At 40.5% G+C, this 24,071-nt stretch carries 21 protein-coding genes and 2 pseudogenes; 6 read left to right on the forward strand and 17 right to left on the reverse strand.

Going from position 1 to position 24,071, the window contains the following annotated elements; all coding sequences use genetic code 11:
- Window positions 1-124: 124 nt before the first annotated feature.
- The 12 genes from adcA to glpK all read right to left on the reverse strand — a co-directional run bounded on the left by adcA (window position 125) and on the right by glpK (window position 12,675).
- On the reverse strand, window positions 125-1,630 hold the full coding sequence (gene adcA, locus HT715_RS08115; protein ID WP_138707179.1) for a zinc ABC transporter substrate-binding lipoprotein AdcA: 1,506 nt from the start codon (window positions 1,628-1,630) through the stop codon (window positions 125-127).
- A 9-nt stretch (window positions 1,631-1,639) separates the two neighbouring features.
- Entirely contained in the window at window positions 1,640-2,446 is an 807-nt protein-coding gene (locus HT715_RS08120) for a metal ABC transporter permease (protein ID WP_000950032.1), read from the reverse strand.
- Window positions 2,439-3,143, reverse strand: a complete 705-nt coding sequence (locus HT715_RS08125) for a metal ABC transporter ATP-binding protein (protein ID WP_001269496.1) — start codon at window positions 3,141-3,143, stop codon at window positions 2,439-2,441. The genes HT715_RS08120 and HT715_RS08125 overlap by 8 nt, the downstream gene beginning before the upstream one ends.
- Entirely contained in the window at window positions 3,143-3,583 is a 441-nt protein-coding gene (gene adcR / locus HT715_RS08130; protein ID WP_001249314.1) for a zinc-dependent transcriptional regulator AdcR, read from the reverse strand. Before adcR ends, HT715_RS08125 begins: the two co-directional genes overlap by 1 nt.
- Before the next feature lie 152 nt (window positions 3,584-3,735).
- Window positions 3,736-5,004, reverse strand: coding sequence for a D-alanyl-lipoteichoic acid biosynthesis protein DltD (gene dltD, locus HT715_RS08135; RefSeq protein ID WP_050208102.1), 1,269 nt, complete (start codon window positions 5,002-5,004; stop codon window positions 3,736-3,738).
- Entirely contained in the window at window positions 4,997-5,236 is a 240-nt protein-coding gene (gene dltC, locus HT715_RS08140) for a D-alanine--poly(phosphoribitol) ligase subunit DltC (RefSeq protein WP_000351967.1), read from the reverse strand. Before dltC ends, dltD begins: the two co-directional genes overlap by 8 nt.
- A gap of 13 nt (window positions 5,237-5,249) precedes the next feature.
- Window positions 5,250-6,494 (reverse strand): D-alanyl-lipoteichoic acid biosynthesis protein DltB, encoded by a 1,245-nt coding sequence (dltB, locus tag HT715_RS08145; protein WP_050278967.1) that lies wholly within the window; start codon window positions 6,492-6,494, stop codon window positions 5,250-5,252.
- Complete coding sequence (dltA, locus tag HT715_RS08150) at window positions 6,491-8,041, reverse strand: D-alanine--poly(phosphoribitol) ligase subunit DltA (RefSeq protein WP_138707178.1); 1,551 nt, start codon at window positions 8,039-8,041, stop codon at window positions 6,491-6,493. Before dltA ends, dltB begins: the two co-directional genes overlap by 4 nt.
- Window positions 8,042-8,061: 20 nt before the next feature.
- Window positions 8,062-8,193, reverse strand: a complete 132-nt coding sequence (locus HT715_RS08155) for a teichoic acid D-Ala incorporation-associated protein DltX (RefSeq protein ID WP_000813667.1) — start codon at window positions 8,191-8,193, stop codon at window positions 8,062-8,064.
- A 331-nt stretch (window positions 8,194-8,524) separates the two neighbouring features.
- Window positions 8,525-9,229, reverse strand: a complete 705-nt coding sequence (locus HT715_RS08160; RefSeq protein WP_004255366.1) for an MIP/aquaporin family protein — start codon at window positions 9,227-9,229, stop codon at window positions 8,525-8,527.
- A gap of 69 nt (window positions 9,230-9,298) precedes the next feature.
- Window positions 9,299-11,125 carry a type 1 glycerol-3-phosphate oxidase gene (gene glpO, locus HT715_RS08165; protein ID WP_023939034.1) on the reverse strand — a complete coding sequence of 609 codons (1,827 nt, stop codon included), beginning with the start codon at window positions 11,123-11,125 and terminating at the stop codon, window positions 9,299-9,301.
- Window positions 11,126-11,166: 41 nt separating this feature from the next.
- Entirely contained in the window at window positions 11,167-12,675 is a 1,509-nt protein-coding gene (gene glpK / locus HT715_RS08170; protein ID WP_172922900.1) for a glycerol kinase GlpK, read from the reverse strand.
- Between the two features lie 317 nt (window positions 12,676-12,992).
- On the opposite strand from glpK, the gene HT715_RS08175 reads away from it, so the two are divergent.
- The 3 genes and pseudogenes from HT715_RS08175 (at window position 12,993) to HT715_RS08185 (ending at window position 16,118) form a co-directional block, all read left to right on the forward strand.
- On the forward strand, window positions 12,993-13,832 hold the full coding sequence (locus tag HT715_RS08175; protein WP_023934038.1) for an EcoRI family type II restriction endonuclease: 840 nt from the start codon (window positions 12,993-12,995) through the stop codon (window positions 13,830-13,832).
- A 4-nt stretch (window positions 13,833-13,836) separates the two neighbouring features.
- Window positions 13,837-14,823 carry an adenine-specific methyltransferase EcoRI family protein gene (locus HT715_RS08180; protein WP_023936772.1) on the forward strand — a complete coding sequence of 329 codons (987 nt, stop codon included), beginning with the start codon at window positions 13,837-13,839 and terminating at the stop codon, window positions 14,821-14,823.
- 222 nt (window positions 14,824-15,045) lie between these two features.
- Window positions 15,046-16,118: pseudogene (locus HT715_RS08185) on the forward strand (DUF6161 domain-containing protein).
- Between the two features lie 133 nt (window positions 16,119-16,251).
- Here the strand turns inward: HT715_RS08185 and HT715_RS08190 are convergent.
- On the reverse strand, window positions 16,252-17,679 hold the full coding sequence (locus HT715_RS08190; RefSeq protein ID WP_138707249.1) for a helix-turn-helix domain-containing protein: 1,428 nt from the start codon (window positions 17,677-17,679) through the stop codon (window positions 16,252-16,254).
- 164 nt (window positions 17,680-17,843) lie between these two features.
- Between HT715_RS08190 and hslO the strand changes: the two genes are divergently transcribed.
- The gene (gene hslO, locus HT715_RS08195) at window positions 17,844-18,716 is read left to right on the forward strand and encodes an Hsp33 family molecular chaperone HslO (RefSeq protein ID WP_000357844.1); all 873 of its coding nucleotides are present in this window, start codon (window positions 17,844-17,846) and stop codon (window positions 18,714-18,716) included.
- Complete coding sequence (gene dusB / locus HT715_RS08200; protein ID WP_171043148.1) at window positions 18,703-19,683, forward strand: tRNA dihydrouridine synthase DusB; 981 nt, start codon at window positions 18,703-18,705, stop codon at window positions 19,681-19,683. Before hslO ends, dusB begins: the two co-directional genes overlap by 14 nt.
- A 70-nt stretch (window positions 19,684-19,753) precedes the next feature.
- Here dusB and HT715_RS08205 read toward each other — a convergent pair whose 3' ends face one another.
- Window positions 19,754-20,452, reverse strand: coding sequence for a hypothetical protein (locus tag HT715_RS08205; RefSeq protein ID WP_023936780.1), 699 nt, complete (start codon window positions 20,450-20,452; stop codon window positions 19,754-19,756).
- 287 nt (window positions 20,453-20,739) lie between these two features.
- Here HT715_RS08205 and HT715_RS11985 point away from each other — a divergent pair.
- A pseudogene (locus HT715_RS11985) lies at window positions 20,740-20,969 on the forward strand (hypothetical protein).
- 73 nt (window positions 20,970-21,042) lie between these two features.
- Here HT715_RS11985 and HT715_RS08210 read toward each other — a convergent pair.
- From HT715_RS08210 to HT715_RS08220, 3 genes are read right to left on the reverse strand one after another with little or no spacing between them, the layout of a single operon-like run.
- Window positions 21,043-21,813 (reverse strand): NUDIX hydrolase, encoded by a 771-nt coding sequence (locus tag HT715_RS08210; RefSeq protein ID WP_023936782.1) that lies wholly within the window; start codon window positions 21,811-21,813, stop codon window positions 21,043-21,045.
- Window position 21,814: 1 nt separating this feature from the next.
- Window positions 21,815-22,594, reverse strand: a complete 780-nt coding sequence (gene pnuC / locus HT715_RS08215; RefSeq protein ID WP_138706419.1) for a nicotinamide riboside transporter PnuC — start codon at window positions 22,592-22,594, stop codon at window positions 21,815-21,817.
- Between the two features lie 9 nt (window positions 22,595-22,603).
- Window positions 22,604-23,662: an AAA family ATPase gene (locus tag HT715_RS08220; RefSeq protein ID WP_138706420.1), complete on the reverse strand. Its 1,059-nt coding sequence runs from the start codon at window positions 23,660-23,662 to the stop codon at window positions 22,604-22,606.
- Window positions 23,663-24,071: the final 409 nt, after the last annotated feature.

The raw sequence follows: 24,071 nt of genomic DNA on the forward strand, positions 1-24,071 counted from the left end.
CTGACGAAGTCAGTAACATCTATACGGCAAGGCGACGTTGACGCGACTTGAAGAGATTTTCGAAGAGTATTACCATCTAGTACCCCAAAAACCGACTAGCTCCTATGAACTAGTCGGTTTCTCATTAATGCGCCAACATTTCTTGGGCGATTTCTTGACCAGATAGGTTATCTGGGTAGTAGGTTGGCCAGTTATCCATTTCTTCAAAGAGGGCTTCTTGGCTTGTACCTCCAAAGAATATATGGAAATGTTCTGCCTTAACTGGGGCGATATTGTGGTCACTAAACTGAACATACTTGAACTGTCCAGCGTCAGCATCTGTCGCTTCAAAGAGGAAGCGCACGCCACGATTGCCTTTCTTGTAAGTCAAGATTTTCTTACCGACATACTTGTAGGTGTATTTCTTGCTTTGTCCACCTTGAACAAATTCCATAGTATTATCAGTAATGTTAATCTTAGTGACATCTGTCTGATAGCCTTTTGTATAGTAGGCCTTGTACTCAGCCTGGGTCATCTTACCAGTCAACTTAGCCTTGTAGTCAAAGACTTGGTCAAACGTGCCATCTTCAAGGAAAGGATAAACTGATTGCCAGTTACCTACATAGTCACTCAAGGTGCGGTCCTTGACGTCTGCATCCTCGAAGTAACCATTTTGGACTGTCTTGGTATCCTCTGCCTTTTCAGGTTCGATTGCTGGGCCTTCTTGGTCTGTTGTTTGTTTCAAAGCCTTGAGGTTTTTCTCCATCACGGAAATGTAGTTTTCTCCAGCCTTGGTGTCCTCTTCTGTCAGACTTTCTAAAGGATTGAGGACATCAGTTTTGACACCTGCTTCTTTTGAAAGTGTGTTAGCAAGGGCTTGTGAGGCATTTTCTTCAAAATAGATATAGGCGATTTTATTTTTCTTGACATACTCTGTCAATTCTGCCAAGCGAGCAGCTGATGGCTCTGCATCTGGAGAAAGTCCTGAGATTGCGACTTGTTTGAGCCCATAGTCCAAGGCAAGGTAGTTAAAGGCTGCGTGTTGAGTCACAAAGCTCTTTTGTTTGGCTTGAGACAAGCCTTCTGCATAAGCCTTATCCAAGGCTTGCAATTTTTTGATATAGGCAGCTGCGTTCTTTTCAAAGGTCTCTTTTTTATCAGGATAATCTGCTGACAAGCTATCACGGATGTGCTCTACTAGTTTAATGGCACGGACTGGTGATAACCAAACATGGGGGTCAAACTCATGGTGATGGCCTTCTTCTCCATGGTCATGGTCTCCCTCTTCTTCCTCACCACCTGGCAAAAGCAACATATCGCCTGTCGCCTTGATGGTTTTCACTTTTTTCTTATCCAAAGTATCTAGCAATTTAGGAACCCAAGTTTCCATGTTTTCATTTTCATAAACGAAGGTATCTGCATCTTGGATTTTGGCAACTGCCTTGGCAGACGGTTCGTATTCATGGGGTTCTGTACCAGCACCGATGAGGAGTTCTACATTAGCAGTATCTCCTGCGACTTGCTTGGTAAATTCATAGACAGGGTAAAAGGTTGTCACGATATTGAGTTTGCCATCTGCCTGTTTTTGATTGGAACAAGCCACTAAAAACAAGGCACATAAACTGGCTAGCAATAAGCTAATTTTTTTCATCTTAGTCTCCTATTTGATAAAACGTCTTACTAAACTAATTAGTAAGAAAACAGTTACAAAAATAATGGTAATACTTGCACTTGCAGGTGTTTCTGCATAGTAGGAAATGTAAAGTCCTGCTACCATTCCCAAAAATCCAATAGCACTGGCTAACAGCATAACCGATTTAAAGTTTTTCCCCAGACGCAGGGCAATACTAGCTGGCAAGACCATAATGGTCGATACCAGAAGAGCTCCTGCTGCAGGAATCATAAGAGCAATGGCCACCCCTGTCACCATGTTAAAAAGAATAGACATGGTACGAACTGGCAAGCCATCCACAAAGGCCGTATCCTCATCAAAGGTCAGGATATACATAGGACGAAGGAAGAGGAAGGTCAAAATCAAAACAACCGCCGCAATGACAAAGAGGGAAACGACCTGCTCTTCGCTGATAGTCACAATCGAACCAAAAAGATACTGGTCCAAACTCATAGAACTCGAGCTTTTCCCCTTGCTCATGACAATCAGAGAAACAGCCAGACCCGTTGACATGAGGATTGCTGTCCCGATTTCCATAAAACTCTTGTAAACCGTACGGAGATACTCCAGAAAGACCGCCGCAATCAAGACAATAGCAATAGTTGAAATAGTCGGAGAAATCCCTAGGACCAGACCAAAAGCTACACCCGAAAGCGAGACGTGGCTGAGGGTATCACTCATCAAACTCTGACGGCGCAAGATAAGAAAGGTTCCTAATACTGGCGAGAAGAGACTCATGGCAATAACCGCCAGAAAGGCACGCTGCATAAAGTCATAAGATAATAAACTAAGCATGACCCACCTCCTGATCATTCTCATGAACGTTGAAACAACGCCATGGCGAGTCTTGGTTACGGACTAGATGAATATTGCGGTCCGCATAGTCCTTAACTTCTTCAGGATCATGGGTAATCATCAAAACAGCCTTGCCATGATGATGGGCGCTGTGGTGCATGAGTTCGTAAAATTCATTTTTACTTCCTGCATCCATCCCCGTTGTCGGCTCATCTAGGATAAACACATCTGGGTCAGAAGCAAACATACGCGCAATCACCGCTCGCTGCTTTTGTCCTCCAGATAGAGACCCCAAGCGTTTGTCTCGGTGTTCCCACATACCAACTGAGTCCAAACTAGCCTTGATATGCTCCTCATCATGAGCATTCAAACGACGGAACCAACCCTTTCGTGGATAGCGACCCGACTTGACAAACTCATAAACTGTACTTGGAAAACCAGCATTAAAACTGGCAATCTGCTGGGGAAGGTAGGCTATTCTCAATTTCTTACCCTGCGTATTTGTCTTTGAAATGGTCACCTTTCCAATGCGTGGTTGAAGAATTCCAAGACTGGCCTTAATGAGTGTCGTTTTAGCCGCTCCATTTTCCCCTGTCAAGGTAACAAATTCCCCACTATCAACACTATAATTGATATGTTCAAGAACAGGCTCCTTATCATAATAGAAGGACAAATCCTCTACCGTAATATATCTCATTATTTGATTTCTCCTACTAAAGCAGTCAAAAACCGCTGAATAACTTTTTGTTCATTTGGAGTAAACTGAGTCGCCACTTGTTCATAGGTTAAAAGTGTATGCTCATGGTGATGATGGTGCTCCTCAGCGATTGGACGAGCCAAATCAGTCAACTGATAAAAAATCACACGCGCATCCTTAGGATCTTTAGATGTTTCCAACATCCCTTCCTTGACCAAAGACTTAATGGCCTTGGTAACTGCTGCCTGACTGACATTGAGGCGACGGGCCAATTCTGAATTTGTTAAAGATTCCTCCGACAAGAGCATGAGGATATGCTCCTGGGTATTGGTCAGGGCCACCTCGCTAGTACAATGACCTATTAGGATTTCATGTTGGTTTTCCGCCTGTAAAATCACCTCATTCAAAAAGCCATCGATATCCTTCGCTAGCTGTCTCATATCTGACTCCTTTCCTTTTGAACTTCTCTTTTTTAAGAGAAAAATACTATTCTGTTGAATTTTGTTTACCAGTTAATTATATCACAAGCAAAAAAAGAGTCAAGAAAAAACGTAAAAATCAGCTTCATTCTTGAACTCTTCTATATTATGATCTATTGAAATTCTTTGACATCTCCATCGTATGTCGCCCAGTCTTTGCTGAAAAAGCGCTCATTCAGATGGTAAGTCGGAGCTGGTGTGGGATTGGATAGGAAAGGATCAACTGCCTTGTCAAAAGCCAACCAACCCAACCAACCAAGGTGGATGGTATCCTTCATAAAGAAAGGATCCCCGCCATCCTTAGAAAAATCTGCTATATTGGTAAAACCTTGACTCTCTAACTGGTAGCGAATCTTCTGCACCGTTTGTTGGTACATATCCTCTCGTAGACCAGCATAATCCATCCATTTTTTATTAACAGGTGGAATGATAAAAATCGGGTTTACCTTGGATTTAGAAAACTGGGTTAAAACTAACTGCAGGTCATTATACTCTGGCGACTTGAGATAGGTGAAGTTTTTCTGAGAATCCTTTAATTTCTTCAAATCCTTCTTAATCTGCTTATTATAGAAATCATTCTCCATTCCCAGATCATTATTGGAAGTATTCTTTTCTGCATCTGATTTGACAACATCTTCTATTGCTTGATAAGAAAACTGGTCTGGCAAGGTCTTTAAATACTTAACTACATGCTTACCATAATTAACATAGCCTCTAACTGAAAACTGTCCAAAAAAGGAAGCCTGGCGTTCATTAAACCGAGCCAATAATTCAATCGTCTCATTGTCTGCCGTCGACAATTCTTCTTTGCTTGCCAACTTCTGAACCAAATCCTTCATAGCTACGTTGGGAAACTGCTGTAGTAAGCGAGTCGCCGCATATTGGCTAGCCTGATCTCCAGATTGATGTTCCAGAAAACTGGTCAACTGGTCTCCATTAAAATACTGCTGGAAGGCTGCTGGCTCATAGCCATTTTTACTGAACCACTGAGGTGAGATAACATACACAACTTGTTTATTCTCCAGTTGTGGCAACATCTGTTGCATTCCAAAATACTGGTTAAGCGATGCAGCTCCCCTCTGTCCTAAAAGATAAGGACGGTAGGAGCGATTGTATTTCTCAGCTAATACCGCAGGATGAGCACCGTCAAAACGAAGCCATTCACTAGAGCCAAAGAAGGGAACAAAACGTGTATTTGGATCAGATAGTGCTCTGACTTTTTGACTTCGCTCCTTAAAACTATCGATAGTAGTAGCCACTGCTGAACGCTTTTCAGCTCCTAGATTATGACGCATCTCAGTAGGATAAAAGAAAATGAGCAGAAAAACCAACAAACCAGCTATCAAGACCGGTCCGAAGATCATCCATAAGCGTTTAAGCATTTTGTAGCTCCACAATACCAGCTATGATTTTATTAGCTGTATTCCAGTCGTCGCGACCAAACTCTGTTACAGGGACACGAATGTCAAAACGGTTCTCAATCTCCACAATCAATTCAACCGTTCCCATACTATCCAAGACACCTGCATCAAAAAGATCTTCATCCATCATGTCAGAAACATCTTCCATAAACAACTCATCAATAATTTCGATAACTTCTGATTTGATATCCATATTTTATTTCCTTTTATTTTTTAAACCATAGATCATTCAAGAATCCAGAAAAGATCAAGAATGACAGCATGACGACATGGAAGGTGACAACCATGCCAAGCAACTGAATCCAGCGATTCTCAGGTAGAGCAGGCTTCCCTGCTTTTTTCCGCTCCTTATTGAGCGTTTTTTTCTTGCGAATCCAAGCGTCATTGATGACCAAGCCTAATCCATGAAAGAGTCCATAGGCGATGTAGTACCAAGTCACTCCATGCCAAAATCCCATGATTAGCATATTGACAACGTAGGCTACACTTGAGGTTACATTGCGATTTTTAAAGACCTTCTTTCTGGTCAATACCATGACCATTCGCATAAAGACAAAGTCACGGAACCAGAAAGACAGACTCATATGCCAGCGATTCCAAAACTCCTTCAAATCCCTTGATAAAAAGGGCTTGTTAAAGTTGATAGGGCTACGGATTCCCATTAAATTTGAGATGGCTAAGGCAAACATAGAATAACCTGCAAAGTCAAAGAAAAGTTCCAGACCAAAGGTATACATAACTGCCAAGGCATAGAGGTTAAAGAAGCCACCTGACTGCAAGGCTAAATTCTTCAAAGGAGGCAACAAGGTCTCTCCTAAAACATGAGCTAGGATAAACTTATACAAAAATCCCCACATGATATAGCGAACAGATTCATCCAGCATATCCATCAACTCATCTCGCTCAGGAATGGTCTGATAATTTTCATTAAACCGCTTAAAGCGATCGATTGGGCCACTTGAAAAAGTCGGCATGAAGAGAAGGAAACGGAGGAATTCCCAGAGGGTAAAATCCTTAATCACTCCATCTCTCAGCTCGATGATAATCCCAACCGAACGAAAGGTCAGGTAAGAAATTCCCAAAAATCCAAGCAAAGACTGCGTTCCATTGATAGCTGGTTGCACCTTGACAAAGATAATCGGAAGTAGGGACAGAAAACTAACTAAGTAGAAGACCCACTGGCCATCCTTACTTTTTCGATAATGCTTGTAGAAGAGTACGAGCAATATTTCCCAGCACAGATAAATACCCAAGGCAGCTAGTTGATTGGTCTTCCCACCTACCAACATGGTGACGATAAAGAAGAGGCTAACCAGCACTTCATACCAGGCAAAGCGTTTCTTGAAAAAGAGGCCGATAAAGATGGGCAAGGTTGCAGCAATCACATAGACAAAATACTGAGGATTGCCGTATGGCTCTAAATGAGGAAGCTGTTGAAAGAACTCCATCATCTCTTATTCACCTCGTTAATCAATCCTTTAATGTCAATCTTTCCATTTGGAGTCAGTGGCAAACTGTCTTGATAAAGGAATTTAGACGGCATCATGTAGGACATCATGATGTCTGTCAAATCTTCCTTGATGGCCTTGGTAATATCGATATCACGCTCAAACTGCTCACGCACACCATCTTTTAAGATGACATAAGCCAATAGATTTTGCACCTTGTGGTCCTTATTATAGCGCGGTACTGCGACAGCAGACTCGATAAAGCGAGACTTGTTGAGGTTTTGAGAGACATCTTCTAACTCAATGCGGTAACCGTTGAACTTAATCTGGAAGTCCATGCGTCCGCCGTAAAGAAGCAAGCCCTCATCTGTCATGGTTCCTACATCTCCAGTATGATAGGCTGGCAGACCTTCAAACTCAAAGAAGGCTTCCGCTGTTTTTTCAGGATTGTTCATATAACCTTTTGAAACGGCTGGTCCAGAAACAATGATTTCTCCCTGTTCGCCATTTGGCAGTTTATTTCCTTCCTCGTCAATGATAAAGGTTGGAGAATCAGCCTTGGTATAGCCGATTGGTAGGCGTTTGAGAGTCGCTAGCATCTCGTCTGTCACGGCAACTGCTGACAGGGCCACTGTCGCTTCTGTTGGACCGTAGGCATTGATAATACGGGCATTTGGGAAACGCTCGCGCAGTTTTTGAGCTGTTTTAACCGTCAATTCTTCGCCATCAAAGTAGAAATGCGTGATGCCAGGCATTTTCTCACTATTAAAGTCTTCAGACAACATGGCCATATCTGCAAAAGAAGGGGTTGATGTCCAGATAGCAATCGGCAATGAAAAGATAGTCGCAAAGAGTTGCTTAAAGTCCTGAGTGATGACTGAAGGAAGAGCGAAAAGCGTACCACCCAGTGCCAAGGTCGGCGCCCAGTACATGACAGACAGGTCAAAAGAATAAGGTGGCTGAGCCAGCATTTGCGGACTACTTGGCGTCGCAAATTCCTTATCCGTAATCATCCAGTTGGTAAAGCTGAGGAGGTTATCATGGGAAATCTGCACTCCCTTAGGCTTACCAGTCGTACCAGAAGTAAAGATAATGTAGTAGTTATCATCGCCCTTGACTGGATGCGTGATCTCATAGCTAGTCCCTTGAGCAAAGGCTTCTTGAACCTGAGCTAGATTCATCATCGGTGTAGAAACCTGCTCCAATGGAAAGTCTGAAATGGCAATAATCAAGCTTGGCTCTGCTACTTCTAAAATAGCCGAAACTCGCTCCAAGGCCGAATGACTGTCAATGGGAATGTAAGCATGACCTGACTTAGTCAGCGCTACAAAGGTTGCCAACATTTCATATTCTCGGCCACCAAAAACAACCACAGGAGACTTCTCAGGCAAGCCTAGTTGGTCAATGGCTGTAGCTAAACTATCCGAATTAGCCTTTAAATCTCCATAAGTGTGTTCCTGCCCCAAAACATTGTAAACAGGATAGCTAGGCTGTGTCTGAGCAAAATGCTCAATGGTTTCAATCATATCTACTATTGGTTTATGTGACACAATAGGGATTCTCCTTCAAGTTAAAATTCATTATAGATAAAGCTTCCTTGACCCTGACCAAGATAGCTAAAGAAGTAAAGCAGCCCTAGAAAGATAAGAAAATACAAGGCTGTCCGACCAAGAAAGAGGTACAATTCTTTTCTCTGTTTCATCAAGAAAAACCATTCATTTCTGTAATTTTTGTAAAATAAGATAGACTCTTACTATAGTATTTTTCTACCATTGTACCACTTTATATAGTATTTTTCAATTGTTTACCGTATGTTTTCAATAGATTTCAGCTTATTTTAAGGATTATGCGGTTTTTCTATGTATATTTCAAAAGAAAAAGGCCTGAGATTTCCATCTCAAGCTCTATCAAAATAATTGTTTTCTAATACTCAATGAAAATCAAAGAGCAAACTAGGAAGCTAGCCGCAAGCTGTACTTGAGTACGGTAAGGCGACGCTGACGTGGTTTGAAGAGATTTTCGAAGAGTATAAACTAGAAAAGGGAAAATACAAGAACAGCCAATGCTGCACCGATAACAGGTCCCACAACAGGAATCCAAGCGTAAGACCAATCTCCGTCTCCCTTGTTTGAAATTGGCAAGATGCTATGCATGATACGAGGTCCAAGGTCACGTGCAGGGTTCAAGGCATAACCTGTTGTCCCACCTAGTGATAGACCGATACCGACAATCAAGGTACCCACTGCGAAGGTTCCGATTCCTGCTTGAAGGTCATAAAGTCCCAAAGCAAAGATTGTTAATACCAATACAAAAGTTCCTAGGATTTCACTAATCAAGTTTGATACAGTATCTTTGATGGCTGGTCCAGTACTGAAGGTTGCCAGGATATTTCCTGCATTTTCTTCTGCCTCATAGTGAGGTTTGAATTGCAACCAAACCAAAATCTGACCGAGCATAGCCCCTGCGAACTGGGCTAAGATATAAGGCAAAACGGAAGCCCAAGGCAAGTCACCTTTTAAAGCTACACCAATTGTCACAGCTGGGTTTAAATGAGCTGGACTGAGCTTGCCAGATACAAAGACAGCAACCGCAACTGCAATCCCCCAACCCATAGTAATCACAATCCAACCTGAACTGTTGCTCTTAGTTTTTGGAAGAACCACACCTGCAACAACACCATTTCCTAGAAGAATCAGGATTAAAGTCCCTAAAAATTCTCCAAATAATTCATTCATCATCTTTCTGTCTCCATTAAAAAGAAGGAGGGGTAGACTAGGAGCCCTGCCCTCCGCCTCTTTTATTTTTTCTTAATTTTTTAATTCTGCTAAATCGTTGTTAGCAAGAGCTACTTCGACATCAACACGGTAAGCTGCTTTTTCTTCTTCTGTCCAGTCATAGAATCGTCCCATTTCATCCAAAACTGGCTCAACGATACTATCCAAGCTATCACGCATAAAGAGCATATGGTTAGTACGACGAAGAAGGAAGTCAACTGGACTCAGAACCAACTCATTGCGCATTGCATAGTGAAGGGACAAGGTGTCTGCCAGGCTAAGACCTGGCGCTTGTTCCAAACTATGAGCAAGTGCAAAGACTTTCGGTGCATTTGAACCGTAAAGATTTGCTAGATAGTGAGCTTCCTTGCTATCCAAGCCACGTGAAACTCCAAGTTGCGCAAAGGCTTCGATTTCTGAGTCCACATTTGCTGGATTCAATTCTCCACCTGAAACAGGGTAAGTCTTCGAGTTGATGAGTTTAAAGCTACGGTCAAATTCTGCTTTGAGGATATCAACCACGCGCTCCATAGCTCCTTCAGCCATCTTACGGTAGTCTGTGATTTTACCACCAGCAAGAGTCAAGAGACCATTATCATCACGGTCCAAGCTAGACCCACGAGAAACTGCAGATGGATCCAAATGTTTCTCAGATGTGCTACTTTCAAGCTTGCTGACAGCAGACTCAACATCTTCACGTGTTTTTTCTTTGGAGAGATAAGATTCAACAGTCGCAATCAAGTTGTCAAAGCTTTCATCACTGATGGTACCGTTATTTCCACCATTATAGTCAGAGGCACTGTTCCCTGCAATCAATGGACGAAGACCTGCCCAGCTACTTTCAATGTCAGCAACTGTAATATTCGCTTCTGGGAAGCGGTTGTTGACAATACCAAGTAGGTAATCTACATCTTCTTGAGTTACTTTTGGATGCTCCAAATCACCTGTATAGTCTGTATCAGTTGTACCAAAGTAGGTCTTGTTTTCACGTGGGAGAACAAAGACCATACGACCGTCACCCAAACCTGTGTCAAAGTAAACTGGCTGTGAAACCTTGATTTTGCTTGAATCCACTACCAAGTGAACTCCCTTAGTTGGGCGCATTTGTGAGAATTGCGTTCCCTTATTAGACAAATTACGTACTTTATCACTCCAAGGACCTGTTGTATTAATAACCAGACGGGCCTTGATTTCAAATACTTGGTCTGTCAAGAGATCACGAGCTACAACACCTGTAATCTTGCCACTTTCGTCAAAGAGGAAGCCTTCTGCCTTCACGTGGTTGGCAATGAGGGCACCGTCTTGGTTGGCACGTTTGATGTTTTCAATCACGAGACGCGCATCGTTGTTACGGAAGTCAAGATACACTCCACCTCCTACCAAGCCTTCTTTCTTCAAGTTTGGCTGGCGTTCCAAGACTTGATTCTTACTCAAAACCTTGTTAGCAGCTGGTGTATTGTTGACACCTGCCAAGAGATCGTACAAGTCCATGGCTACTTTAAGACGGAAGAGGCTAAAGGTCGCTCCATCTTCATCGTAAACTGGTAAGAGCATTGGGTCTGGTTTTGGAATGTGTGGAGCAATTTGTTGTACTACTGCACGTTCTGAAACCGTATCTGATACTACTTCTACGTCGAATTGTTTGAGGTAGCGAAGACCGCCGTGAACCAATTTTGTTGAACGGCTGGATGTTCCTTCTGCGAAGTCCTGCATTTCAATCAAACCGGTCTCAAGACCGCTAGCTGCCGCCTGCAAGGCTACACCAGCCCCTGTGATTCCTCCACCGATAATCAAGAGATCCAGGGTGCGTTCCTGCATTTTTTTAATTGACCATTCACGTGTTTTCTTTGAAAATTCCATATTTACACACCTTCTAAATAAATCGCTTTATTCTGCCAGTATTAGTCGTCTACTTCCGCAAAGACTTGCGTTGCTTTCACAGCCTTCTTCCAGCCCTTGTAGAGTTGTTCCTTGCGCGATTCGTTCATCGATGGTTCAAAGAGTTCTCCTGTCTCGTTCAAAAGTTTCAACTCATCCAAGTTTTTCCAGTAACCTACTGACAAACCTGCTAGGAAGGCTGCTCCTAGAGCTGTTGTTTCCAAGTTTTTAGCGCGTGCAATGTCAATGCCTAAAATATCAGCTTGGAACTGCATGAGGAAGTTATTCATGGCTGCACCTCCATCCACTTTCAATACTTGAATAGCTGTTTGAGCATCCACCTGCATTGTGTCAATAATATCACGTACTTGATAAGCAATTGATTGAAGAGTTGCCTTGATAAAGTCTTCTTTGCTTGTTCCACGAGTCAAACCAAAGACAGAACCGCGAGCATTTTGGTTCCAGTATGGTGCTCCTAGTCCTGTAAAGGCTGGAACGACATAAACTTCATCATCATTGTGAGAATCACGAGCATATTTTTCAGATTCTGGTGAATTTTCAACCATGCGAAGACCATCACGAAGCCACTGAATAGCACTTCCTGCGATGAAGATAGAACCTTCCAAGGCATAATAAACCTTACCGTTGATTCCGTAACCAATGGTTGTCAAGAGGTTGTTTTCAGACAACTGCATTTCTTCACCAGTATTCATGATGATGAAAGATCCTGTTCCATAAGTATTCTTGACCATACCAGGTTCAAAGGCCAACTGTCCAAAGAGGGCTGCTTGTTGGTCCCCAGCCATACCAAAAATTGGCACTTGTCCACCGTAGAAATGGAATGGCGCTGTCTTACCGTAGATTTCAGAGTTAGAACGAACTTCTGGCAGCATAGCCTTCGGAATGTTGAGAATTTCCAAAATCTCATCATCCCATTTGAGTTCCTTAATGTTATAAAGCATGGTACGAGCTGCATTTGAGTAGTCAGTCACGTGAGTCGCACCGTCAGTCAATTTCCAAACCAACCAAGTATCGATAGTACCAAAGAGCAATTCCCCTTTTTCTGCTCGCTCTTGAGCGCCCTCTACATGATCCAAAATCCAACGAACCTTAGTAGCAGAGAAGTAAGCATCGATGATCAAACCAGTCTTTTCATGGAATTTTTCCACATAACCTTGGCTTTTCAGCTGTTCAGCCAGAGGAGCTGTCTGACGTGATTGCCAAACGATAGCATTGTAGATAGGAAGTCCTGTTTTCTTATCCCAAACGACCGTTGTTTCACGTTGGTTGGTAATCCCGATTGCCTCAATCTGACTTGGTTTCACACCACTTTCGATGAAAGCTCCAGCAATAACAGACTGGACGGAATTCCAAATTTCATTGGCATTGTGCTCTACCCAACCTGCCTGAGGGAAAATCTGCGTAAATTCCTTTTGACTCGAGCTAACCTTTTCCCCTTTTTTGTTGAAAATGATGGCACGAGAACTTGTAGTTCCCTGGTCAATGGCCATGATGTATTTTTCTTGTGACATGTGCTGTCCTCCTGATAAAGATCTTGAGGTGTTTCCTCTTTACACTTACTAGTATACAAAATAAAGCGCTTTCTTGTTCATCAACTTTTTTTAATTTTTTAAAAAATGTGAGTAGATTGTGTGAATTTCACAAAAAAGGCCTCAAAAGTTAGATTTAATAACCTATTTTAATGAAGAAGTAGCTAATAAGAGTATTTTTGCTAAGATTTACGATATGAAAAGTTTACATAATGCAATTATTTAATACCCATTCATAGTGTGATATAATATTGTTAATAACTAAAAACACCTCAAAATATAAAAAAGGGGAGAATTTTATGGCTAAAAAGAATCAATCTAATCGTCTAACTAACCAACATAAAGATTCAAGAGGAGTAGTAGGTATATTCGGAGAAGATGCAAAATCTCATGATATTGCCGTAGGCACTATCTCTCATCTAGTAAAATCGAAACTAGAGGAATTATATCCGATGTTAGAGTTTAGATTTAGAAAATCAGTTAGTAAAAAGGAGATTAATCATTATCTTAGTAAGCTGGATAAAGATTTAGGAAAAACTTTATTTACACAGAATGCAAGTATTATTCCTGACGGCGGTATCATTGAGGTAAAAGATGATTCAGGCAGTTGGCGTGTAGTTCTAGTAACAGAAGCTAAACATCAAGGAAAAGATATTGAAAATATTAAATCAGGTAAACTAGTAGGAAAAAACAACGACCAAGATTTAATGGCTGCCGGAAATGCTATTGAACGCTCACATAAAAATATTGCTGAAATAGCAAATTTTATGCTATCCGAGGAACACTTCCCTTATATTATTTTTCTAGAAGGTTCTAATTTTTTAACGCAAACTATCTCTGTAATACGGCCAGACGGACGGTCTGTTATACTTGAACATGACTCAGGAATACTAAACCGCTTAGACAGACTAACTGCTGCCAATTACGGCATGCCAATCAATACTAATTTGTGCAAAAATAAATTTATAAAAAATAAAGACAAATCAATAATGCTTCAAGCAACCTCTATCTATACAACTGGTGATGGAAGTCACTGGAATCCTCAGGAAATGTTTAATATAATGTTAGATGTTGCTAAGACGTCTCTTAAAGTTTTGGGAAGCGATATTTTTAACCAATTAACAAGGAGTATGGAATAAGATAATGAGAAAAAACGAAAATGATTTTTTAAGAAAGGCAAAAAAAAATAAAAATGATGAGTTCTATACTCAACTACAAGATATAGATAGGGAGTTACATCATTACAAGGTACATTTCAAAAACAAAATTATATTTTGCAATTGTGATGACCCCAGAACTAGCAATTTTTATAGATATTTTGCTCAAAATTTTAATGAACTTGGTTTGAAAAAGCTGATTGCATCCTGTTATATCGAACAACAATTTGATTTATTTAGCTTAAATTCAGAAATTTCAAATGGCTTTTACTATGAATACACTGGGAAAAAAGAAGAGGTCATTATTCCCAGTCTAAATGACGTGACATTTTTTAAAGGTGACGGTGATTTCCGCAGTGAGGAAAGTATGAAACTATTAAAAGAAGCAGATATAGTGGTAACAAATCCACCATTTTCACTTTTCAGAGACTTCCTTGCACAAGTTGTTCAATATGATAAACAATTTTTAATCATTGGCAATATTAATGCTATTACTTACAAAGAAACTTTTAAACTCATAGAAAACAATAAAGTTTGGATGGGGATAAATATGGGACGTGGTATTTCTGGATTTATCGTTCCAGACCACTATGAACTCTATGGGACAGAAACCACTATAAATGAACGTGGTGAAAGAATTGTTTCCCCTAATAACTGTTTATGGCTAACAAATTTAGATAATTTCAAAAGGCACGAGGACATTATTCTTACCAAAAAGTATAAAAATAATGAAGACCAATATTTAACCTACGATAATTACAACGGTATCAATATCAATAAAACAGTAGATATTCCTTATGATTATCGAGGAGTTATGGGAGTTCCAATAACTTTTCTTCATAAGTTTAATCCAAATCAATTTGAAATTGTTGGATTCCGAAAAGGAGATGACGGAAAAGATTTATCAATAAATGGTAAGAGCACTTATTTTAGGATATTAATTAAAAATAAGAAGTTTCAAACGACTAAATAGGCTGGTAGTATGATGAGTTTTACGAGCAAACAAATATCTAATTTTTTGGATGATAAAATTTTATTTCGATTTACAATTAACAGTAACAATACTATAAACTTCAACGAACGTGAAGCGATGTTTACTTTTGATCAAATTGAAAAAGTAATAAAAACTAATTTTGACTATTGGAAGATTGTTTCAGAAAAAGCACCATCTAATTATTATTCAAATTGGCAAATCATGAATAATAAGATAAATGGCATAAGGAAATTTCTTTCTGAGATTGACGACTTAAATACGGATACTATAAATAACTATCTTTATTATAACTTGTCAAGTAGTCGTGAAACTACTGAGCAAGGGAAGCTTGTTTACATACTATCAATTGATTCACCTATTGATAAAGATTTAGAAATTCGAAAAATAAAGAGTTTTGTTTCATTCTATATAGAGCAAACAACAGACAATCTTACAGAAGCGATAAGAAGTTACATCTATCTCTCTAAGAATATAAGTTCTATAGGCAATTATTTTTCAAGCTCTTATCCATACCAATTCTATCCGGCTCTGTATTTACTTAGAAAACAGTTCTCTAATATTAGGGAAAATATATTCGACTTTGAAAAAAATATTATATATCCATTAACCAGTAAGTTACAAGAAATTTCTGATAATTCTAATGAACAATATAAAGAAATTACCTCTTTTATCGAAAACAGATACAATGATATTCAACAACAATTTGATGATAAGGCCATAGAATTAAAAGAGTTTCAAAGCTCAATAAATCGTTGGCAAAAGGAAAAGAAAGATAAACTTGAACATTTAGAGGAGACTTATAAGAATAAACTATCATTGGAGGCACCCGAACAACTCTGGAATAAACGTGCTACAGAATATATAAAGCAGGCTAGAAATTGGACTATCATCCTTATTGTAACTGTACTAGCTTTAATTTTTACTTCGACAAAATTAATTACAGTTATACATAATTATTCTTTAGATATCATCAAAGAAATTCCTTTTCTTTCAGAATCATTCGTATTTATTTCTGTTATTTCTTTATCTATATAATTAGAATACTGGTAAAAATCGTAATGTCAAATCATCATTTAGCCACCGAATACAAACAGAAAGCAGCTTTAACTAGATTTTATCAATCTTTGACTTATGCTGGTACAAATATTGATAAAGAGGAAAGACTAATCATTATTAATTCATTATTTAGTAGAATTGATACAGGTCTTATTAAAGTAGATAACACAAATGATAACGAGGTAATTCTAGCAATTTTGTCTAAAAATATAAAATAAAAGGCTGAGCAAAAAGAATTTAAAGTCAAACAAACGCATATTGTCAAGTGTTGAAAAGACTCGATAATATGCGTTTTATTGCAGAAAATTTTACTTCTTTTTCTCCTAAAATTGAGTTTTTTTGCCATCTTCTTTAACTAAACAATAACTGACGAATCCCTGCCAAATCTTCCAAATCCAAGTCGTTTTTTAAATAATAAACTGGGGTCTGTTCCTTCTTATGAATCGGATTATTGGTAACCAGCAAATCATAATGCCGAGTTCGGTCATAGGCTTCAATGGTAATAAAACGGTTGTATTCCAAATACCGTTTCAAAATGGCTGCCATCCTTGAAAAGACAAGAAAACCAGATGTCAAATCCAAACCAATTCGCATATGCTGGCCACCATTTTCAGCCATATATTCTATCAACTGGAGCCATTCCCAGAGAATTTTCTTATCCAAATCCGTCCCCTGTTGAAAAGCAGGCAGAGCATGAAAAATCTCCTCTGCTGTCTCTTTAAAATCATGTTCCATCAGTAAATATGGATGACGATTCTCTAACTGGTACTTATAGCGATCCTGTAAAATATAGCCCTTGTATAGATAGACTTGAGCACAAAGCTGACTGAGTTCATAGGTAACATGATCCTCTGTATAACCGCCCAGCAACTCCTCCTTCTTCATTTCTTGAATCAATTGCGTCAGTAAACCTGCCAACTGTCCTCCAAAACCAAGGATATACTCCATAGTATGAAGAGGAAGAATGCGATGGGATAGGAGGAAAGAGAAGAATATCATCATCTCCCCATCCTCAGTTCCGAGAGGGAGGTGTTGCCCAGCAAAAAAGGACGGAGCCTTTCGATGCAAACGAAGGTAGAAAATATTGTCAAAATACCCTCGCATTTTCTCTTCTATCACTTGAAACTGACAAGCATTGACCCGAAGACGTTGTTGACTGATATGAGCCCAGAGAACCCAGTCCAATTTCTGACCCACAGACAAACTTGCACCGCAGATTTCTTCTAGTGTAGCAATTTCCTGCTTTCTCGCTGGTTTCTGCATGTGACCTTCCCACTCCTGACTCGACCAGACCTTTCGGAAAAGACAGAAATAGAAATAGCGAATCTGATGCTCTGGACCTCGCCAACGTCCATTTTGGATGGATAAATCAAATTCTGACAAAATCTGATTTAAACCAGCCAAGTGACGCCCAAGCGTAGCCTCGCTAATCATCAATTCTTGAGCCAGCTGATGGGCTAAAAATTGTTGGTGGTAGAGAAGATAGACCACAATCTGGTATTTAACAGCATTCTCCAAAAACAAGCTCCGAATATCTCTCCCCTTGGTAGCTGCACCGATCGACAGGCGCAGATTTTCATTTTCTAAGTGAATAGTCAGCTCTAAACCACTATCCAAAGCCTTGTCATTGAGCAGGGTGACATATTTGGTTAGAGTTGCTTTTGAAAATCCTGTTTCTTCCATTACAGCCTTGACGGTCGTCTGAGACTCTTGTAATAGAAAGGAAAGGATTGAAAATTGACCACACTCGGCTTTCTCCATCAAATCTCCTAAATACATTTGTTACCCCTTTCATTTTCTACCTTAAGCATAGCATAAATCTTACAAATGCTGAAATAATCTGTTTCTCTTTTTATTTTCACGCTGATTTCCTAGTCCATTATCCTGAAAATCAGCAAACACACGGCTCCCCCTTTGGGCATTTTTATGCTAAAATAGTAGCTATGGATAAAATTATTAAAACTATATCAGAAAGCGGAGCCTTTCGTGCTTTTGTCCTTGATAGCACTGAAACCGTCCGCACTGCTCAAGAAAAACATCAAACCCAAGCTAGCTCAACTGTAGCGCTTGGTCGAACTCTTATCGCCAGCCAGATTCTCGCAGCCAATGAAAAAGGAAATACCAAACTTACAGTTAAGGTGTTGGGATCTAGCTCTCTAGGTGCTATTATCACCGTCGCTGATACCAAGGGGAACGTCAAAGGCTACGTTCAAAATCCTGGTGTTGACATCAAAAAGACTGCGACTGGTGAAGTCCTAGTCGGACCTTTTGTTGGAAATGGTCAATTCCTCGTTATCACAGACTACGGTACTGGAAATCCTTACAACTCTATAACTCCCCTCATCTCTGGAGAAATCGGTGAAGACCTTGCCTTTTACCTTACTGAAAGCCAACAAACGCCTTCAGCGGTCGGCCTCAATGTCCTTTTGGACGAGGAAGACAAGGTCAAGATTGCAGGTGGTTTCCTAGTTCAAGTCTTGCCAGGAGCCAAGAAAGAAGAGATTGCTCGCTTTGAAAAACGCATCCAAGAAATGCCAGCTATCTCTACTCTTCTCGAAAGCGACGACCATATCGAAGCCCTCCTCAAGGCTATCTACGGGGACGAAGCCTACAAGCGTCTTTCTGAAGAAGAAATCCGTTTCCAATGTGACTGTAGCCATGAACGCTTTATGAACGCTCTTGCCAGCCTTCCAAGCTCAGACTTACAGGAAATGAAAGAGGAAGACCACGGGGCAGAAATCACTTGTCAATTCTGCCAAACTACTTACAACTTTGATGAAAAGGACCTGGAGGAACTCATTCGTGACAAATCTTAATACACCTTTTATGATTGGCAATGTTGAGATTCCCAATCGTACCGTTTTAGCGCCTATGGCTGGCGTGACCAACTCAGCCTTTCGTACCATCGCAAAAGAGCTCGGAGCTGGACTCGTTGTAATGGAAATGGTCTCTGACAAGGGAATCCAATACAACAACGAAAAAACCCTGCACATGCTTCATATCGATGAGGGCGAAAACCCTGTCTCTATCCAACTTTTTGGTAGCGATGAAGACAGCCTAGCACGCGCAGCAGAATTTATCCAAGAAAACACCAAGACCGATATCGTCGATATCAACATGGGCTGCCCTGTCAACAAAATCGTGAAGAACGAAGCTGGAGCTATGTGGCTCAAGGATCCTGACAAGATCTACTCTATCATCAACAAGGTCCAGTCTGTCCTTGATATCCCACTTACTGTCAAAATGCGTACCGGCTGGGCGGACCCATCTCTTGCAGTAGAAAATGCCCTCGCTGCTGAGGCTGCAGGTGTTTCTGCCCTCGCCATGCATGGCCGTACCCGTGAACAAATGTATACTGGCCACGCAGACCTTGAGACCCTTTACAAGGTTGCCCAAGCTCTAACCAAGATTCCATTCATCGCCAACGGTGATATCCGTACTGTCCAAGAAGCCAAGCAACGCATCGAAGAAGTTGGTGCTGACGCAGTCATGATTGGCCGCGCTGCCATGGGAAATCCTTACCTCTTCAACCAAATCAACCATTACTTTGAAACAGGAGAAATCCTCCCTGATTTGACCTTTGAAGACAAGATGAAAATCGCCTACGAACACTTGAAACGATTGATTAACCTCAAAGGGGAAAACGTAGCAGTTCGTGAATTCCGTGGCCTCGCTCCTCACTACCTCCGTGGAACATCTGGTGCAGCTAAACTCCGTGGAGCCATTTCACAAGCTAGCACTCTGGCAGAGATTGAAACCCTCTTGCAATTGGATAAGGCTTAATAGACCAAAACCCGTAACTCTCTTAAAGGTTACGGGTTTTTGACTGTAAAAATTCAAATACTAAGGGTTATTATTGACTCAAAGCAACACTGGAAACCTTGCCATCCGCTCCTGTTGTAATTTGGATGATTTTTCCTCCACCAATTTTGGCATTATACTTGCCATCATCAAGAGTATAAGAGTAGCCTCTGATAGAGTAGTTTTCTTTCTTTCCATCAGCAGATTCTACTGTGAATTGACCTCCTGATGAAACTGTGATGGTTTCGCCATTTGCTCCCTTCCAATTGCCCGCTGCAGCTGAGAAATCACCATCTACCATGGTTAAAACACCCTTGTAGCGTTTATTTTGCTCTGCTTGTTTGTCTTGAAGTTTGCGGTCAGTTGTAGGATCATAGCTTGATTGGTTAGACTGGGATTGAGGAGCCTGTTGAGTTGAAGGAGCCTGAGCAGGAGTTTGTTGACTAGCTGCCTGTTGATTAGACACTTCTTGACCTTGTCTTTGCTCTGGTGCAGGTGCCACTTGTGATGGCCTTGCAGTTGCTGAAGATTGATCAGTAGATGCCTTGGCCTTTTCAGATGAAGCTGAAGTTGAGGACTTCTGAGTCTTGCTTTCTTTGCTAGAAGAGGCTGCTTTAGAGCTTGATGACTGGCTTATCTTAGCAGAACTGCTTGCTTGAGTTGTTTCCTTTTTATTTCCACAAGCTCCCAGTAGCAAGGTAGAAGCCAATACAGTTGCTACCATCAATTTGATATAGGTTTTCTTTTTCATTTTTCTACTCCTTTGTAATATTTTAGAAATATAAAGAAATCTTTTTGTAATGGAATTGTAACATTTAGATTTAAATATGTCAATAATTTATTTAAACTATTTTAAAAATCTCACATAATTTAAACACCTTTACTCCTCCTACTCTTCTATTCGTAATCTAATAGAAAAAACAGAGAAAAATTCCTATTTTGTTTAAAATTTTTTAAATCGCTCTTATTTAATCGCTTACATATTTAGCTGCAAAGGAATATAATAACAGTGAAATAGAATATAGGAAGTGCACTCTTATACTAAATAAGTATTTCAAGTATCTTCCTTGGTTGATTTTGGGAGCAATTGGTTCCTATAAATCCGCAACTCACTATGGCAAAACTTCGTTTGATATCTTCTATCTGACCACAGTCTTTATGATTTTCTATATAGCTTTGTTATTCCTACACGAAAAATATCTCAAGTATCGATACAAAGACTTTTTACTCACATGTTGAGCAATTCTAAGAAAGATAACTATCCCTAAAAACAGTCGCAACAGCAAAGCAAACTAATAAAGGCAAACAAAGAGGTCAGGAACTTTATCCCGACCTCGTTTTTTATTTCAATCGATAGGTTTTTCTTGGTTTCTTTTTAGGCACTCGTTTGAGTCCAACTTCTTCTACATATTCTCCGTATTTTACGAGAAAGTTATTGCTGACGATTGGACGACCGGGGTTGATGAGATTGACCAGTTCAGTCCCTTCGTAGACAGTGAACTCCTCCTCCAGCAGATAAAGGAAGGTCGGATTCCAGTCGAGACGGCCTTGGATTCGTTTGATAGACTCTTGAATAATGGCATAATGGTCAAAAGCGAAGGCTTGTTCCTCCAACTCCACTCCCTCTAGGTAGCATTTGCCTGTCTGAAAATCGACATCTACAAAAACAACATCCTTGGCATCGTCTCCTGCTTGAACAAGTTCTAATACACGACTAGGCAAATAAACCAAGTGGGCAATGGTCACTGTCCAGCCCCGTGGGTCACGGCCGGGGGTCGATACGGTCATCAATTGCTCGATTTTTTCCAAAGGAAGATCGAGATTGACTTCTTCTCTCACCTCACGCTGACAGGCATGCGCAGCATCTTCGCCCTTGTCCATAAATCCTCCAACCAGAGCCAAACAATTTTGATAAGGGTGAGCCTTGCGGCGAATTAATAAGAGCTTGATTTTTCCTTCAACAAAGCAGTAGGCTACCATATCCACCGTCACACTTGGTTTTTCGTATTGAGGGAGTTCCTGCTTGTAGTACCAATCTAAAAACTCCTCCTGACTTGCATGAATTTCAAAATATTCTTTTTCCATCCCTGCTGGAATCATCGTGTCCGTCATTTTATGCCTCCTTACGAACTGCCTTGGTCCATTGGTACCAACCTACTAGACTATTGAGAGTGTAAACCCAGTACATCCCTTGGATGTGGATATTTTCACCCCACCAGAGATAAATACTAAAGAGATTGGTTGCAATCCAGAAAATCCATTGCTCACGATAGAGACGGGTCATCAAGAGCTGACCGACACCATTGGTCGCATCGGTAACACTATCACGGAAAGGGCGAGCACTATGGATACTTTGATAAGCCAAGCCCATACCAATCCAAATGATAGCAGTCAAGGCCAAGTACTTGAGCCAATCAAAAATAGATAATTTCTTAGCTTCAAAGTGAGATTCTTCTGCTTTTCCTTGGTCATTAATACGGTTGGACAGCCAAGCATAGAGGCCAATCGGCTGCATGACAAAGAAGTAAACGGTCGTCAAGACTTCGCCATAAAAAGTCGCATCCATGGCCAAAATCAAATAGATAGCAGAGTTAATAGCCCCAAAGAGATAATTGCTTGCACGACCTTCTGCTACCAAGATAACACAGACAATCCCAGTCCAAGATGCAAACAAGCTTAACCAATCATGACTATCTATATTTTGAGTTAATTCCAAGATAAAGGGAACACTTGACAAGGCGATGAGATACAACCACTGGAAGAGGCTACGACCGACAAAGAGATCTTTCCAGAGCAAGTGCATGATTCCTGCAAAACCGATTTTGCGAGCTTCTGCATGAACATTTTTAAAGTTTTCGATAAATTGTGTGATTTTTTCAGTTAGTTTTTTCATATGTTTCTCCTAATCTGCTTGGTAAATGGCATCAATATCCACTTTTGCTGCTTCATAATTTCCTAGATAATCCTCAGCTAGATAAACTAGTGGAATGTTTGCTAAATATCGCTCTCTCGTCTGGTCCAAATGCTGGGAAAAACTATGACGAATATGGTCTTCTGCCATAGTCATATCTCTAAATCCGTCATTGACATAGGAGCCAATAGGTTGCACAAAGAAAATCAAGTCCCATTTTTCCTTAGCCAAGATCGAGGCAAAGAGATTATCAAAAGTCTCTCCCGATAAGTCCCCTTGATCCTCTGACTCCATGTAATAATCATAGTAGCCCTTGGTTACTAAGGAGTTGGTGTCTGCTATCACCAGTCCCCTATTGGCATTACTGTCAATTAACTTAGAGGTCTGGTCATACTGCCACAACAGGAGATAATAGTAATCCTTTGGAGTCAATTCATCGTCGCGGACATTGTTTTTGATCTGGTACTCACGTGCATATTCCAAGCTGACTGGTGCATCGTAATACCTAGCCAAATCCTTGGCCAGAGTGGTCTTCCCATTGCTAGCACTTCCCATAATCAACACTTTCTTTGTAAACTGACGTCGGAAGGGTTGAGCAATATATTTCCAATATTTGCTTGGGTTTTCTCGAATCATAGTCTCTGAGATACCAAACTTTCTTTCTTGCAAGACAGTCTCAAAGCCACGATTTGATAATTCTTGCTGATAGTCTGCTTCTCCCACAAAGAAGATCAGTTCTTGTTGGGTTTCATCATAAGAAATCTCCGCTAACATTTTGTCCAACCACTCCTGCCAACCCATAGGGTAACGGGGAAGATTGGTCTCATCTAACTTACAAACCGAGGTCAACTCGTCATCACCAAAGGCCTCTCGGATATATCGAAATCTTTTTTGAAGCGTTAAACCTACCTGCTCCCCTCTATCTCCCTCATAGCCTGAAACGACAACCCAGACCTGGTCACACTGCCGCTTGGCTCGCTGGATCAGATCGATATGACCCTGATGAAGCGGAGCAAATGTCCCAAATATCACTGCTGTTTTCTTTTTCATAAACGCATTGCCTTTTTATAGTTTTTGATATTTTCATTATCTATGTTTTTATTATAAACTATATTTTTGTTTTGTCAATAGTTTTTATCATTTTTATAAAAACATTGCGAAAAAGAGAACCAAGTGAAAGTTCTATAATGAAGTTAGCCACCCAGCCCTCCTAAAAATTAGATGGTTCAACTAGCTGATAGCTAGCACTCGATTTCATTTGATAAGAGGCTTGATGCTGTTAGGCTGACAAGCCAAGGCTAAGATTAGCCTTGGTTTAGCTGACAAAACTGCTTCAAGGGTTCCTCTTGTCAAATGAAAGCTCTTCTAGGCATAAGAAAACACCTCTGTGTTATACTTGTTGTTCAATCACAAACACAAGAAAGGCACAGAGATGAAAAACCATTATACTACAAAAGCC

This window comes from Streptococcus sp. 4155 (genome assembly GCF_013276695.1).
In the GTDB taxonomy this organism is placed as follows: Bacteria; Bacillota; Bacilli; order Lactobacillales; family Streptococcaceae; genus Streptococcus; species Streptococcus pseudopneumoniae.